At 57.8% G+C, this 14990-nt stretch carries 16 protein-coding genes; 11 read left to right on the forward strand and 5 right to left on the reverse strand.

The annotated features are described in order from the left end of the window. Positions 1–377 precede the first annotated feature (377 nt). On the forward strand, positions 378–1565 hold the full coding sequence (locus BJ917_RS02530) for an MFS transporter (protein ID WP_121101626.1): 1188 nt from the start codon (positions 378–380) through the stop codon (positions 1563–1565). A gap of 120 nt (positions 1566–1685) precedes the next feature. Here BJ917_RS02530 and BJ917_RS02535 read toward each other — a convergent pair whose 3' ends face one another. After that, positions 1686–2723, reverse strand: a complete 1038-nt coding sequence (locus tag BJ917_RS02535; protein WP_121101629.1) for a dienelactone hydrolase — start codon at positions 2721–2723, stop codon at positions 1686–1688. Between the two features lie 179 nt (positions 2724–2902). Next, the gene (locus BJ917_RS02540) at positions 2903–3514 is read right to left on the reverse strand and encodes an FMN-dependent NADH-azoreductase (protein ID WP_096511248.1); all 612 of its coding nucleotides are present in this window, start codon (positions 3512–3514) and stop codon (positions 2903–2905) included. A 130-nt stretch (positions 3515–3644) separates the two neighbouring features. On the opposite strand from BJ917_RS02540, the gene BJ917_RS02545 reads away from it, so the two are divergent. Further along, complete coding sequence (locus BJ917_RS02545; protein ID WP_096511247.1) at positions 3645–4553, forward strand: LysR substrate-binding domain-containing protein; 909 nt, start codon at positions 3645–3647, stop codon at positions 4551–4553. Further along, on the forward strand, positions 4550–4909 hold the full coding sequence (locus BJ917_RS02550; RefSeq protein WP_096511245.1) for an MmcQ/YjbR family DNA-binding protein: 360 nt from the start codon (positions 4550–4552) through the stop codon (positions 4907–4909). Before BJ917_RS02545 ends, BJ917_RS02550 begins: the two co-directional genes overlap by 4 nt. Here the strand turns inward: BJ917_RS02550 and BJ917_RS02555 are convergent. Both BJ917_RS02555 and BJ917_RS02560 read right to left on the reverse strand, forming a co-directional pair. Continuing rightward, complete coding sequence (locus tag BJ917_RS02555) at positions 4906–5334, reverse strand: DUF1294 domain-containing protein (protein WP_121101631.1); 429 nt, start codon at positions 5332–5334, stop codon at positions 4906–4908. The genes BJ917_RS02550 and BJ917_RS02555 overlap by 4 nt on opposite strands. Further along, positions 5331–6161, reverse strand: coding sequence for an undecaprenyl-diphosphate phosphatase (locus BJ917_RS02560; protein ID WP_096511241.1), 831 nt, complete (start codon positions 6159–6161; stop codon positions 5331–5333). Before BJ917_RS02560 ends, BJ917_RS02555 begins: the two co-directional genes overlap by 4 nt. Before the next feature lie 323 nt (positions 6162–6484). Between BJ917_RS02560 and pnuC the strand changes: the two genes are divergently transcribed. The 8 genes from pnuC to BJ917_RS02605 all read left to right on the forward strand — a co-directional run bounded on the left by pnuC (position 6485) and on the right by BJ917_RS02605 (position 13266). Further along, positions 6485–7048, forward strand: a complete 564-nt coding sequence (pnuC, locus tag BJ917_RS02570) for a nicotinamide riboside transporter PnuC (RefSeq protein ID WP_096511239.1) — start codon at positions 6485–6487, stop codon at positions 7046–7048. Next, positions 7045–7569, forward strand: coding sequence for an AAA family ATPase (locus BJ917_RS02575; protein ID WP_121103083.1), 525 nt, complete (start codon positions 7045–7047; stop codon positions 7567–7569). The genes pnuC and BJ917_RS02575 overlap by 4 nt, the downstream gene beginning before the upstream one ends. 328 nt (positions 7570–7897) lie before the next feature. Beyond that, positions 7898–8335 (forward strand): hypothetical protein, encoded by a 438-nt coding sequence (locus tag BJ917_RS02580; RefSeq protein WP_121101637.1) that lies wholly within the window; start codon positions 7898–7900, stop codon positions 8333–8335. Position 8336: 1 nt separating this feature from the next. Then, positions 8337–8909, forward strand: a complete 573-nt coding sequence (locus BJ917_RS02585) for an adhesin (RefSeq protein ID WP_096511233.1) — start codon at positions 8337–8339, stop codon at positions 8907–8909. A gap of 52 nt (positions 8910–8961) precedes the next feature. Further along, positions 8962–10416 carry a heme utilization protein gene (locus BJ917_RS02590; protein ID WP_121101640.1) on the forward strand — a complete coding sequence of 485 codons (1455 nt, stop codon included), beginning with the start codon at positions 8962–8964 and terminating at the stop codon, positions 10414–10416. Between the two features lie 62 nt (positions 10417–10478). Continuing rightward, entirely contained in the window at positions 10479–11159 is a 681-nt protein-coding gene (locus tag BJ917_RS02595; RefSeq protein WP_096511230.1) for a C39 family peptidase, read from the forward strand. A 33-nt stretch (positions 11160–11192) separates the two neighbouring features. Beyond that, positions 11193–11939: a hypothetical protein gene (locus BJ917_RS02600; RefSeq protein ID WP_096511228.1), complete on the forward strand. Its 747-nt coding sequence runs from the start codon at positions 11193–11195 to the stop codon at positions 11937–11939. 46 nt (positions 11940–11985) lie between these two features. Further along, positions 11986–13266: a hypothetical protein gene (locus BJ917_RS02605; RefSeq protein WP_096511226.1), complete on the forward strand. Its 1281-nt coding sequence runs from the start codon at positions 11986–11988 to the stop codon at positions 13264–13266. Between the two features lie 166 nt (positions 13267–13432). Here the strand turns inward: BJ917_RS02605 and BJ917_RS02610 are convergent, their stop codons facing one another. Further along, entirely contained in the window at positions 13433–14758 is a 1326-nt protein-coding gene (locus BJ917_RS02610; RefSeq protein ID WP_096511224.1) for a sigma-54 dependent transcriptional regulator, read from the reverse strand. Between the last annotated feature and the right edge of the window lie 232 nt (positions 14759–14990).

A 14990-nucleotide genomic window follows, 5' to 3' on the forward strand; every position in this document is an offset into this window, starting at 1 on the left:
TTTTTGCATTTCAAGGTTACCTTTCTCATTGGTATCAAGAGCTTCGCGAGCAGGCTCGCTCCCACAGGGAAACGCGTTCCAAATGTGGGAGCCAGGGTGTGGTGTTCTAAGGGTAGCTATTAGTTTCGAGCTGCAAGCTTCAAGTGAAAAGCCCTGTCCTGGTGATGGGGCTTTTTGCATTTCAAGGTTACCTTTCTCATTGGTATTAAGAGCTTCGCAAGCAGGCTCGCTCCCACAGGGAAACGCGTTCCAAATGTGGGAGCGAGCCTGCTCGCGAAGGCGCCCTCAAAGACAATGAATATAGTTAGCCTGCTTCCTTTTATCCCGCCGCCAAGCCATCATGCAGGTCTCCCACCGCCGCCCGCGAAAGAGCCCCCATGTCTGTGCAGCAACAGCCACCGCAAAGCTCCATGGCGATCACTCTGCAGATCGTCTCCATCGTCTTCTATACCTTCATCGCGTTCCTTTGCATCGGCCTGCCCATTGCGGTGTTGCCGGGGTATGTCCATGAGCAGTTGGGGTTCAGTGCGGTCATCGCGGGGCTGACGATTGGCTCGCAGTACCTCGCTACCCTGCTCAGCCGGCCCATGGCCGGGCGCATGTCAGACAGCATCGGCACCAAGCGCGCCATCGTTTACGGTTTGTCCGGAATTGTGTTGAGCGGCGTGCTGACGCTGTTGTCGACCTTGTTGCAAAGCGTTCCATTGGTGAGCCTGCTGATCCTGATCGCCGGTCGCCTGCTGCTCGGGATCGCCCAGGGTTTGATCGGGGTCGGCACCATCAGTTGGTGCATGGGCCAAGTAGGTGCAGAACACACGGCGCGTTCGATTTCGTGGAACGGCATTGCTTCCTACGGCGCGATTGCCATCGGTGCGCCGCTGGGGGTGGTGATGGTCGATCGACTTGGCTTCAGCAGCCTGGGGATCGCGCTGTCGGTGCTGGCCGCGCTGGCACTGTTGCTGATCCGCAACAAACCCTCGGTGCCAGTGGTACGCGGTGAACGCCTGCCCTTTTGGGCTGTGTTCGGGCGCATCGCGCCCTTTGGTGCGAGCCTGAGCCTGGCTTCCATCGGCTACGGCACCCTGACCACCTTCATCACCCTGTATTACGTCAACCTTGGCTGGAGCGGTGCGGCTTATTGCCTGACGGTGTTTGGCGTGTGTTTCATTCTGGCGCGGTTGCTATTCATTTCCAGCATCAGCCGCTTCGGTGGATTTACCTCGGCCATTGCTTGCATGACCATTGAAACCGTCGGCCTGACGTTGTTGTGGCTCGCGCCTTCGACCGGCTACGCCTTGATCGGTGCCGGCCTGACCGGGTTTGGCCTGTCACTGGTGTACCCGGCACTGGGCGTCGAGGCGATCAAGCAGGTGCCCAATTCCAGCCGTGGCGCAGGGTTGAGTGCTTACGCAGTGTTTTTCGATCTGGCGCTGGCGATTGCCGGGCCATTGATGGGCGCAGTGGCGCTGAACCTGGGGTATTCGTGGATTTTCTTCTGCGCGGCGTTGTTGTCGGTAACCGGGCTCGGTTTGACCTTATTGCTCAAGCACCGGGCGATGGCCTAGGCTGATCGCGATCCATGTGGGAGCGAGCCTGCTCGCGAAGACGGTGTATCAGGCACCAATGATGCTGAATTTGACGCCCCTTTCGCGAGCAGGCTCGCTCCCACAATGGTTCCGAGTGAACTATTGATCCGCGGTCTGCATCCCGGCCCGGGTCGCCTTGCCCAGGGTATGGGCGAAGAAGCGTCCGGCTTCGGAAATCAGGTTGCGGTGAATGTCTTCACGATCGACACCATCGGCGTCGGTGCACAGTGCCGGCGTGATGACGATCTGTTCGTCGTTGCACGGTGCCATGAACACGAAATGGCCGGCACCGGCCAGTAATTTGAAGTCCGGCGCGACAGGCAGCTTGCGCGCCAGTGCGGCGGCGTTCTTGTCGAAGGCCACCAGTTTGTCGCCGTCACCGCTGTAAAGCAGCACCGGCACATGCACGTCGGCCAGGGTATGACGGCCGAATTTAAGGCTAAGCGGCGCCATCAACAACAATGCATGGACGCGCGGGTCGGCCACCGGTTGCAAATCATCACGGTCGACGATCAGTTCACCCTGGGTGTTGCAGGCATCCCGATCGTCCGGGCGTTCCTGGCAGTAACGGCGCAGGCGGTCCAGGTCCGGCGTCGCCCCGGACAGTATCAACGCCGTCTCTCCACCCGCCGAATAACCGATGACCCCGACCTGATCGGCATTGACGAACGGCGCCAGCATGCGGTCGCCCAGCGTCGCGGTAATGGCTTCGGAAATCTGGATCGGTCGACCGTACAGATTGCTCAGGGTGCCGAGTCGGCTGTGGTCCCTGGAGTTATCACCCGGATGAATCACCGCCACCACAACGAAACCCTTGCGTGCCAGCGACGTAGCCAGGTCATGCAGGGCCAGCGGGGTTCCGGTGTTGCCGTGGGACAGCATCAGCATGGGGAAGCGGCCCATGGCGACTTTAGTGTCTTCGCCGGCCTCGACCGTATAGCCCTCAAGCTTGCTGGAGTGCTCTTTTTCGCTGGAAGGATAAAACGCGATGGCACGCATCGGTTGCAGATCGAGAGGATCGAGAAAAGTCATCTCGTGGTAACCGACGCTCCAGTGAGGATGCGGCGCAGGGGCGGCGTGCACTGAATTCAGGCTGCCGAACAGGCAAATCAGTAAGGTTGCACAAAGACGCATCATGGGATGCCCCACCTGTTACCGGACCGGAGACGTTCACCCTCGACTGCATAACCCGGGCCATAATTTTACGAACGATATGAAATGGCCAGAAACAAAAAACTCCGTATCTGACCCTTGCGTGATCAGAATACAGAGTTTTTTGGGGATTGCCTGCGTCGTTTGACGTCTTTACGCAAGCCTTACGCGGCGGCGAACAATTGCTCGCTGATTTGCGCCTGGGCATCGCTCATCGCTTTGGTACGCACTTCGTCACCATAAGCCAGGCCATGAGCGCGGACGAATTCGATGTCGGTGATGCCGATGAAGCCGAACAGCACCTTCAAGTACTCTTCGTGGGCGACGCCGGTTGCCTGGCCAGCATGCAGGCCGCCGGAGGTCGAAACGATCACCACTTTCTTGCCACCGCACAGGCCTTCAGGGCCGGCTTCGGTGTAGCGGAAGGTCTGGCCGGCAACAGCGATGCGGTCGATCCAGGCCTTCAATTGAGTCGGGATGGTGAAGTTGTACATCGGCGCGGCAATGACCACGGCATCGGCGGCAAGGAATTCGGCCAGGGTCGAGGCGCTCAATTCAGCTTCGTGCTGTTGGGCAGCGTTGCGCAGTTCAGCCGTAGTGCCCGCTGCAACCAGGGTAGTCGAGGAGAAGTGGCTGATGGCATCGGCAGCCAGGTCGCGGTAGGTCACCACGGCGCTTGGCTCGGCGGTTTGCCAGGCTTTTACAACTTCGCTGCTCAGCAGACGGGAAGCCGAGTTGTCACCAAGAATGCTCGAATCGATGTGCAGCAGTTTCATGTGGGATCTCCAGGTGAGGATCGCCGCCAGGGCGATCTGATGGAAACAATCCTACAGATGAAACCAATAGCTGATTAGACTGCAACAATGCGATAGTTTGTCCCACTGATAGAACAATCGAGAAGCCGCCATGCAAGACCTCAATGACCTCTATTACTTTGCCAAAGTCGTGGAGGCCGGTGGCTTCGCGGCCGCCGGGCGTACGCTGGGGATTCCCAAGTCACGGCTGTCTCGTCGCATTGCCGAACTGGAGGAGCGCCTCGGTGCGCGACTGCTCCAGCGTACCACCCGCCAACTCAAGCTGACGGCCGTGGGCGAACGTTACCTGAGGCACTGCCAGGCCATGCTGCTGGAGGCAGAAATGGCCGATGAAGCCGTGGCCAGCATGTCCAGCGAGCCCCGTGGACGACTGCGGGTTTCATCCCCTGTCGGACTGGCTCACGAGATGCTGCCCGGGGTGATCAGCAGCTTTCTGGAGAAGTTTCCGCAAGTGCAACTGGAGGTCATGCTGGTCAATCGCCGCGTCGACCTGGTGACCGAGGGCGTTGACGTTGCCTTGCGCGTGCGCGAGCCGGGGGATGAAGACCCGTTGCTGGTCACCCGCCGCTTGCGCCAGGCGCAGATGCTCCTGGTGGCCAGCCCCGCTTTCCTGCACGGTCATGAAATCAATCATCCAGATGACCTGAAAAACCTGCCGACACTTGGCGCGCTCGAACCGGATCGCATGGTGCACATTCGCCTGGTCGATCGCCAGGGCAAACACTACGATCTGGCCCTTGAAGCGCGATTGGGCATTGACGATTTCATTGTCCGCAAGACTTGCACCCTCGCCGGCCAGGGTTTCACCACGTTGCCGATGATGTATTGCGAACAGGAACTGGCTAGCGGCTCACTGGTGCAATTGCTGCCCGAATGGTCGATGCCTGGCGGCTGGCTGCAAGCGGTCTACCCTCATCGACGCGGCGTGATGCCTGCGGTACGTGCCTGGCTCGACCATCTGATCGAAACCTTCAATGCCTGTGGGGACCGTTTGATATGAAGGCTGCACGCATGAACGAAGCGCAGGTCGCGGCTTTTTGCCTGGCCTTGCCCGGCGCTCGGGAAGATTACAAGTGGGGTGGCGTGCGGGTATTTTCAGTGGCCGGGAACAAGATGTTCGCCTTGCAGAACCTGCGCGGCGACTCTCTGGCGTTCAAGGTCGACAAGGACCTGTTTCTCGGTCACTGCGACCGTCCGGGCATTCATCCGGCGCCTTATCTGGCGCGGGCCCAGTGGATCATCATGACAACGCCCTACCCCCTCGGCGCCGAGGAGTTGCAAGGCTTGCTGCGGCGTTCCCATCAACTGGTGGTCAGCAAGTTGCCCAAGCGTACGCAGGTCGGATTGTTGCTTTAAACCAGCGCCAACAGGTTTGCACCGAGAAACAACTGGTCAATCCAGAACACCTGGTGCAACAGCACGATCAGCCAGAACACCAGTTGAAACGAAACCTTGCGCGTCTTGTGCCGGAACACTTGCTGCGCCAACAAAGCGCCCGGCCAACCGCCGGCGAACTCCAGCGCATGCAGCACGTTTTCCGGAGTACGCCAGTGATCGGCGCGCGCCTTGCGCTTGTCGCTCCAATACAACAGAAACGCCGCCACGCTGACGATGCCGTAGGCCGCCAGGGGAATCAGCGAAACCCCACGCAGCCACATCGACATCGAACCGAACAGCGGCAGCGCGCACAGGATCGCGAACACCAGCCATTTCAGCCGAAGATTGCGGATTTCTCCCCCGGCGTTGCGTCCGGGGTTGTTGCGCGCGCCGGAATCACTCATGGCTTGACCGCGGTCCAGTCGATCCAGCCGAACAACCAGGTCGCCAAGATCAGCAGGCCGAACGCAATGCGGTACCAGGCGAACACTGCGTAGCTATGGCTGGCGATGAACTTGAGCAAGCCCTTGACGGCAATCATCGCGAAAATGAACGCCGTGACGAAGCCGATTGCGAAGACCGGGAAGTCAGACGCCACGAACAGGTGACGGTACTTGTAACCCGAGTAAACCGCCGCTCCCACCATGGTCGGCATGGCGAGGAAGAACGAGAACTCGGTAGCGGTCTTGCGCGACAGGCCGAACAACAAGCCGCCGATGATCGTTGCACCGGAGCGGGAGGTGCCCGGAATCATCGCCAGGCACTGGGCGAAGCCGACTTTCAAGGCGTCTTTCCAGGTGATTTCATCAACCGTTTCGGCATGCACTTGATGTTGGCGCTGCTCGGCCCACAACATGATGAAACCGCCCACGACCAGAGCGCTGGCTACCGTGATCGGATTGAACAGGTACTCGTGGATCAGGTCGGCGAAAATCACCCCCAGTACCACCGCCGGCAGGAAGGCAATCAACAGGTTGGCAGTGAAGCGTCGCGCACTTGGCTGCGTCGGCAACCCGACGACCACGTCGAAAATCTTGCGGCGAAACTCCCACACCACCGCCAGGATCGCCCCGAGCTGGATAATGATGTTGAACGCCATGGCGCGCTCGCCACCGAAATCGAGCAGGTCGGCCACAATAATCTGGTGCCCGGTACTGGAAATGGGCAAAAACTCTGTCAGCCCCTCTACAACCCCAAGAATCAACGCCTGAAAGGCAGTCCAAAGATCCATCAATCCCCCAAAAGGCAATGCGTCAGCGCAGGCCTCGTCAGTATTTTTCAAAGCATTCAGCGTAGTTGAAAACCCGCGCGCACAAGATACCCGCAGGCCGTGGAAAATTCCGTGAAATATCCGTGTGCAGTCAGGCTTTTCCGCGAAGGTCAGCTTGATCCTCTGTAGAAGCAGCCGGTCGACGCTCGATTGCTCGCAAAAAAATTTCAACAATAAGGCGCGCCCTCCAGATGAGGCGTGGCGCCCTGACGTCCATCTCGAGCAAGCTCGCTCCTGCAGAGGGTACAATCCGCCCCCTCTTCGACTTCCCCCAAGGAACCTTCATGTCCGGGCTTGAACTGTTTGCCGCCTCCCTCGGTGTCATCGCCGTCTGGTTGACGGTCAAACAGAACCCTTGGTGCTGGCCGATCGGCCTGATCATGGTGCTTATATATAGCTGGGTATTTTTCGAGGTGAAGCTGTATTCGGACATGTTGCTGCAAGTGATCTATGCCGCCCTGCAGATTTATGGCTGGTGGCAATGGACCCGTGCGGGCGATGCGCGACAGGGTCGCGAGGTCAGCCGGCTTGATGGCCAAACGGTGGTGTTCGGCCTGGTCATCGGTGCCATCGGCAGCCTGATGCTGGGTGCCGCCATGGCACACTGGACCGACGCGGCCCAACCTTGGCTCGATGCGGCACTCACGGGATTCAGCCTTGTGGCGCAGCTGTGGATGGCGCAAAAACGGGTTCAATGCTGGCCGTTGTGGATCGTCGTGGATGTGATCTTCGTCGGGTTGTTCGTCTACAAGGCGTTGTACCTGACCGCCGTCCTGTACGGATTATTCCTGCTACTGGCCGTGCAGGGTTGGCGTGAATGGCGCGCGGCCCCGGCGCTGCGCACATGAAGGTGTTGGTGCTTACAGGCCCTGAATCCAGCGGCAAGAGTTGGTTGTCGGCACAGTTGCAAGCGCATTTCGGTGGAACAGTGGTCGACGAGTACGTGCGCTGGTTTATCGAGCAAAACCGGCGAGACACCTGCCTGGCCGATATTCCGGAGATCGCCCGGGGCCAGCTCCGATGGGAGGATGAGGCACGTGCCCGACGCCCACGGCTGCTGATCCTCGATACCCACTTGCTGAGCAACATGCTGTGGAGCCAGACATTGTTTGGCGATTGTCCGGCCTGGATCGAGCAAGCATTGCTGGCACGGCAATACGACCTGCATTTTCTGCTGAGCCCTGAAACAGTGGACTGGCATGACGACGGGCAGCGCTGCCAACCGCGACTGGCAGAGCGCCAGGCGTTTTTCCAGGCCAGCCGTCAATGGCTCGACCTGCACCGCCAGCCCTACCAGGTCCTGCAAGGTGATTGGAAACAGCGCGAGGACGCGGCATTCGAGGCGGTGACGCGCTTGCTCAAGGCCTGATCGGGCTAGCCGCCCTGCGGATAATGTCCGTTCTTGAAACACTCTCCCCGGGGCAAACCCGCGAGCTAAAGCACTTTAGGCACTCTGGCAAGAAAATGTTAAGTCGGTGATACAACCCGCCTTCAGGGCCCTTAGCGAGCAATGCCGCCAGCAGGGACCGCGATTTAGAGCGGTTCTGTCTCAGTGGCTTTACAAATTTTTTTAAACACTTCGACTATTGAAGCCAACCAACTGATTTCAAGAGAAAAACCAAAACCGGCACACCTTCTGCTCTATTCCTCGTATCGCTGATAAGGGCCAGCGTTTCAATACAGAAGGAATTGCCGCCGTGGGGAAACTCAATAAAAACTTTTATACCCTCCTGCTGATCGGATGCGCGCTGGGCTCAAGTGTTTGCCTGCCCGTACAGGCAGACAACGGCATCATTATCATCAAGCGTGATGTCCAACCGCGCATGGCAACGCGTCCGCCGGTGATTCCCGACCCGAACCCCACGACCGTCAATGCCAACCCGTCCCAAACTATCCTCAAACAAACGAACGAGTTGAGCGACGGCGACTTTGCCGGTGTCGCCAGTGGTTCAGGCATCTCCCGCCTGGTCACTCAAAACACCAACAACCTGGGCGGTAATATCAGCAACCAGTCCCAACTTTCCAATTTGCCTGCCGGACGTTCGGGAAATTCAGGCAATGGTATTGCCAATATGGTCAATTCGAGCGTCCAGCAAGGCCTGGGTGCTCTGAAAATCATAACGGGAGACCGTTAAGATGAATCGTACGCTGCTGATGATCGCCATGTTTTGCAGTGCATCGACCTTTGCCCAATCCCCCGTCATCGATAACGCCGAAATCAGCGGTTCGGGCGCTCAATACCAGGGCAACCTCACCGTCAACCAGGCGGCGGGCGATCTGCAACAACAAGCCAACGCCCGGGCCATCGCCGTGGGCCGTGACGCCAGCGCGAGCACCCAGATTCGCCAACGGCTGCGTACGATTGTCGACCCCAGGATCGATGCGCGGTCCAGCATCCAGGGCGACTCCTTCAGCCATGGCAGCGGCGCTCTGGGCGTGAACCAGAGCTCGGGCGCCAGCACTCAGCAAGCCAACGCACTGAGTATCAGCATCAGTGCTCAGCCGCAAAGTCTCGACGACAGCGTCCTCATGCAACAGAACGTGGCGCTGCTCATCAACTCCGATCCAACTGACTCTGCACCAGGCTATCGCCAGGTCTCTACCAGTGACCAGGCTTTCACCGGTAGCCGTGGGGTGATTCAGTTGAATCAGAGCGCCGGGGTGGGAAACCGAATGGCCAACACCCTGAGCGTACGGGTCGTGGATTGACCCAAACAGGTAATAACAACACTTAACCTAAAATAAAGTACGGAGAATCACCATGAAACCTTCGATGGCACTCAAGCCTCTGGTTTTCGCAATTGCTGCGGTCATGGCTGTAGCTGTACACGCTGGACAGAATGATGAGCACCACCACGGCCATCATAACAACCACCACACCCCACCTCCAACCAAGATCCCTGTTTATGCGACTGCCAATGCTACCGACAAGCAAAGCAGCACCAACAATCGCATCTACAACGAAGGGACTCAGAACAGCGCTGAGATGACCGACTCTGCCACCGGCACCAGCGGCAACGTCGGCGTCAACGTGGCTGCAGGCGACGGCAACCAACAAGACAACGCGGCCGCCATCGCAAACGCTGCATCCGACAACTCCGGTCGCGATAACAGCTTCGTGTTCGGTGATGCCAGTGCTACTGCCAAAGTCACGCAATACAGCAACAATAACAAGGTCTACAACTACGGCAGCACAGCCTCTGCTGTGATGAGCGGATCGGGTAATGGCGGCAGCGGCAACATGGGTATCAACATTGCTGGTGGCGACCTTAACCAACAGAAAAACACCATGGCAATTGCCAACTCCAATGCCCCACTCGGCAACGCAACCGCCTCCGCCTCTGCCAATCAAAGCGGCCCTGGCTTGGTCGTAACCAACGAAGCCGATCGGACCTTCCGCCTCGATACGATCACGCTCACCACCACGAAGAGCGGCAGCGCTTCCTTCGATAAGTCTTTCGAAGCGAGCGGCAGTCAAAGCAATTCTTCGAGTTGGGCTGCTGCCGGTTCGAAGAACTCTAACTCCAGCAAGTCTGTTAGCGTTGATGTCAGCGGTTCAAAAAGCAGCCATGCCAGTGGTTCCAACGACAGCGCTGCGAGTGGTTCGAACAGCATGACTGCAAGCGGCTCCAACAGCAGCAGTGCAAGCGGATCTTCGAGTGCTTCTGTGAATGCTTCCCTGAACGCTTCTCTGGACGCTTCTGCGGCAGCCTCGCAATCCAATACCTACGGCAATCACACCCGCAGCAGCAGTTCCGACAAGTCGCTTAACGTATCGCTCAATGCATCGCTTGACGCATCGATCGACAAATCGTTCGACAAATCGCACCAATCCTCGTTCGACAAATCGCGCGACTCCTCGTACGACAGATCGAACAGCTCTTCGTACGATAAGTCCCGCGATTCCTCGTTCGAAAAATCGTTCGATAAATCGGTCGAGAAATCGGCTTCCTCCTCGTTCGACAAATCGGGCAGCAAATCGTCTGAATCTGCGTACGACAAAGCGAAGAGCTTCAGCGAAAGCAGTTCGTTTGATCTGAGCAACACTGTTTCCTACCAAGTGCTGACTCCAACTGGCTGGGCCAACCCTGTGACCAACACTGCAACCCTGAGTGGTTCGGTGAATGGCGGCAGTGGCAACCTGGGCGTCAACGTAGCGGCCGGTGTGGGCAACCAACAAAGCAACTCGCTGTCCATCGCCAACCAATCGTTCTAAATGCTGTCTATTGAGGCCCCCGCACGGGGGCCTTTTTTCAACACAACCAGAAGGCATCCCCTATGCGCATTATCACCTTGGCACTTTTGCTCTGCGTGGCCAGTGTGATCGAGGCTGCACAAATGCCGCTTGCCGTCCTGCCGGGTGGTGCTGTGGTGTACAAGCCGATCCAGAGCATACGCGAGCGTAAATTTGAGGACCTGGTGCAACAGAAAACCGACTTCAGTTGCGGCGCAGCTGCCCTGGCGACCATCTTGCGCCAGGCCTATTGGCTGGACGTGAATGAAGAACAGATTATCGAAGGCATGCTGGCACATTCCGATCAACATCTTGTCCGCGTCCAGGGCTTCTCCATGCTCGACATGAAGCGCTACGTGGAAAGTATCGGCATGCGGGCCCGTGGCTACCGGGTAGCGACAGAAACATTGAAGGACATCAAGATTCCGGTGGTCGTCCTCATGGATATCCGTGGCTACAAACATTTTGTGGTCATGCAAAGAGTCCATGGCGACTGGGTCTATATCGGAGATCCGGTACTCGGTCATAAACGTTACAAAGTCGACGACTTCATCAAAGGCTGGAACGGCATCATCTTTGCCGTCATTGGCCAGGGCTACGACAAAGGCAATGCGTTGCTCGACCCGCCCATGCCACTGACCGCCAAGAACCGCATAAACACTTTCACCCCGGTGCCTGACGCAGAGTTGATGGATTTCGGATTCATCCAAAGCGACTTCTTCTAATAACAAGGGAGCATGACGCTCCGGGAGCATTCAATGAAGACTCCAATCTGGCTGGCCGTGGTTTGCCTGACCGCCAGCCTGCCGGCCCAGGCAGAAATGTTTAAACCCATCGAACTGAAGGATCAGGAATTGGCGACCCTGCGAGGCCGCTATGTCATGCCGGGACGGATCATCAGTTTCGGCGTGGTCATGACCAGCACTTGGCAAAATGCCAAGGGTGATGTGATCGGGGCCACTTCCTCGATGCAAATTCAACAATCGACCATCAAGCCAGAGTTCTATGTGTCGATGATCGACGAAAAAGGTACTGGCTCGGCGCGCTCACAAAACACCGGCACCGGCACCGTCACGGGTGGCAGCGGCCTCAACACCACCGAAGGCGTCACCCAGGTCGTGCGGGCTGCCGGCGACAATAATACCGCCTACAACAACGTTGATATCAACGTCACCAAAGCCAACCAGGCGCCAGCAACGCAACAGCAGGGCCAGGCATTGGCCGCAAACTCGACACTGGCCCGTTCCAATGACGCGGGTTCGCTGAGCGTTTCCTCGACCGGTAATGGCGTGCAACTCAACATCGTGGCCAACAACAACCAGGGCAGTACCGTTCAACGCCTGGCCCAGGGCGGGCTGATGCAGAACACGACTTTACTGGGTGCCAGCAACCAGGTCCGTAACCTCACCTCCCTCAATGTCGTGCTGCGTGACAACGTGTCAACAGGCGGGTCACTGAACGGCAACCTGGACCAACTCAAAGGACTTCGCACTATCGGATTCTGATCTACGCTCAGTCTCATCATCTGTAGTCAGAAGGGACGGCTAACCCATGCATCGATCGTTAACGTTCAGAGCTATTGTCTGTTTGAGTAGCCTGGCCCCGGCAACATTGTTATATGCGGCACCGGATCCCCAGGTTGAAGCACTAAAACAAGAACTCATGGAGTTGAAACAACGTTACGAAGCACAACAGAACGCGCTGATGGTCCTCGAGCAGCGCGTTCGCCAAGTCGAAGAAGCACCTGCGACACCTGCTCCCAAACGCCTGACCAAATCCCCCGCCGAAACGCCCAAGGGTGGCCAGACGGTGGCCACCGGTGCGCCTGGGACGACAGGCAGTTCCTACGGGCAGTCGCTCAAGGATGACTCGGAACCGGCACAAAGCGTTTCGAACCTGTACGACGAAGCCAGCGGGTTCTTCGGTGGCGGCAAGTTCAGCGTCGAAACCGGCCTGACCTATACCCACTACGATACCCGTGCACTGACGCTCAACGGTTTCCTGGCACTGGACTCGATTTTTCTCGGCAACATCGACATCGACCGCATCAAGGCCGATAACTGGACACTGGACCTGACCGCTCGCTACAACGTGGCACAACGCTGGCAGTTCGACGTTAACGTCCCCGTGGTGTATCGCGAATCAACGTACTCCTCCGGTGGCGCCGGTGGCGCAGCTCCGGTGACGTCGGACGAATCCGTCACCCGCGACCCGACCATCGGCGATGTGAACTTTGGGGTTGCCTACAAATTTCTGGATGAGTCGGTCAACCTGCCCGACGCGGTCGCTACACTGCGCATCAAGGCGCCGACCGGTAAGGACCCTTATGGCATCAAACTGGTCAAGTCCTCGAGTAACGATAACCTCTCGGTGCCCGAGGACTTGCCGACCGGCAACGGTGTCTGGGCCATCACACCAGGCATCTCGCTGGTCAAGACCTTCGACCCGGCCGTCCTGTTCGGCAGCCTCGCCTACACCTACAACATGGAAGACTCCTTCAGCGACATCAGTCCTCAGGTCGGCTCCAAGGTAAAAGGGGATGTGAAACTGGGCGATTCCTGGCAGGTCGGCGCCGGTATTGCCTTTGCCTTGAACGAGAAGATGAGTATGTCGTTCTCGTTTACCGATCAGTTCGCCCGCAAAAGCAAGATCAAGCCGGACGGTGGCGATTGGCAATCGATTTCCAACAGCGATTACAACTCGGCCAACTTCAACATCGGCATGACCCTGGCAGCAACCGATAAACTGACGATCGTTCCCAACCTGGCCATCGGCCTGACCGACGACTCGCCGGACTTTTCCTTCAGCCTGAAGTTTCCGTACTACTTCTGATCCCCCACCCACAAAAAACCCGCTGCGATTCAAGTCGCAGCGGGTTTTTAGCTTTATTTGTAGGAGCGAGCTTGCTCGCGATGGTCGTGAACGAAAACGCGGGGCTCTTGAATGATCGCGTTGTCCTGACGCTTTTCGCGAGCAAGCTCGCTCCTACACAGTGGTTTCAACGGATCTGATGTTTGTGCAACAGGCGATAAAAGGTAGGCCTGGATATCCCCAGCACCTTGGCGGCGATGCTCAAGTTATCGCTGTGGCGGTTGAGGACATCGCACAAGGCCTGGCGCTCTGCCCGGTACTTGTACTCTTCCAGCGTGCCCATCGGCGGGGCGACGCCCTGATGGCTGATCAGTCCCAGGTCTCGCGCTTCGATCTGCCGGCCTTCGGCCAGTACCAACCCGCGACGCACCCGGTTGGCCAGCTCACGAACATTACCCGGCCAGTCATGCTTGCCCATGGCAATCAAGGCGTCTTCGCTGAAGCTGCGCGGACGGCGGCCGGTTTCGTGGCTGTAGAAATGGGAAAAGTGGTTGGCCAGCATCGACAGATCGCCATTGCGTTCACGCAGGGGGGCGGTCGCGACCTGCAACACGTTCAGGCGATAGTACAGATCTTCGCGAAAGCGTTTCTTCTCGATCGCGGCCTCGAGATCGACGTGGGTCGCGGCCAACACCCGTACATCCACCGGAATCGGCTGACTGCCACCCACCCGCTCGATGTGCTTTTCCTGGAGGAAACGCAGCAGGTTCGCCTGCAGCTCCAGGGGCAGATCACCGATCTCGTCGAGAAACAGCGTGCCGCCGTTAGCCGCTTCGAGCCGCCCGATCTTGCGTTGATGGGCGCCCGTAAAGGCACCCTTCTCGTGACCGAACAGCTCGGACTGGATCAGGTGCTCGGGAATCGCGCCACAATTGATTGCGACAAAGGGTTTACTGTGACGCAGCGATAGCCGATGCAACGTGCGGGCGACCAGTTCCTTGCCCGTCCCGCTTTCACCGCGAATCAACACCGGCGACTCGGTGGGTGCCAGCTTGCTCAGTAACTTGCGCAATTCACGTATGGGCTTGCTGTCGCCCAGCAGTTCGTGCTCGGGCTGATCGATATGAACCGTGCCCTGCCCGCGCAGGCGCGCCATGCCAAACGCCCTGCCCAGTGTGACCTGGACCCGGGATACGTCGAACGGCAAGGTATGGAAGTCAAAAAACCATTCACAGACAAAGTCCCCGACATTTTGCAGGCGCAAGACCTCCTGATTCAGGACGGCGATCCATTCGGTTCCGCTGCGGCTGATCAGTTCCTTGACGGCGTCCGGGTGTTCGAGATGAAAAGGCTGCAGGCGTAACAAACCCACATCGCAGGTTCGGTCGGAGGCGTTTTCCAGCGAACAGCTGTCAACATCCCAACCCACGGAGCGTAATCCCGGCAATACACGATGGCAGTCGTCGTCGGGATCAACCACTAATAGACGTCGTAAGGCTGGCGCTTCGCTCATGACGGTTCCTTGGCGCCAAATCCGGGGAAATTTTATTAAAAACAGTCATTTGGCGGACCTGGCTGTAACATTAGCAAGAATTTGACGTGGCCTTGTACCGTTTGACTATAGGGTTGTTGTGTAAAGAGTTATAAGAAACCGCATCGATAGTTACCTAACGAGTCTTTCCTTTCATTCAGCTTTCAAAACAAGTGTTTGCAATGGGCATCTGACAAAAAGTTGAAATTTCTTT

The sequence above is a fragment of the Pseudomonas sp. WPR_5_2 genome (assembly GCF_003634475.1).
In the GTDB taxonomy this organism is placed as follows: domain Bacteria; phylum Pseudomonadota; class Gammaproteobacteria; order Pseudomonadales; family Pseudomonadaceae; genus Aquipseudomonas; species Aquipseudomonas izuensis.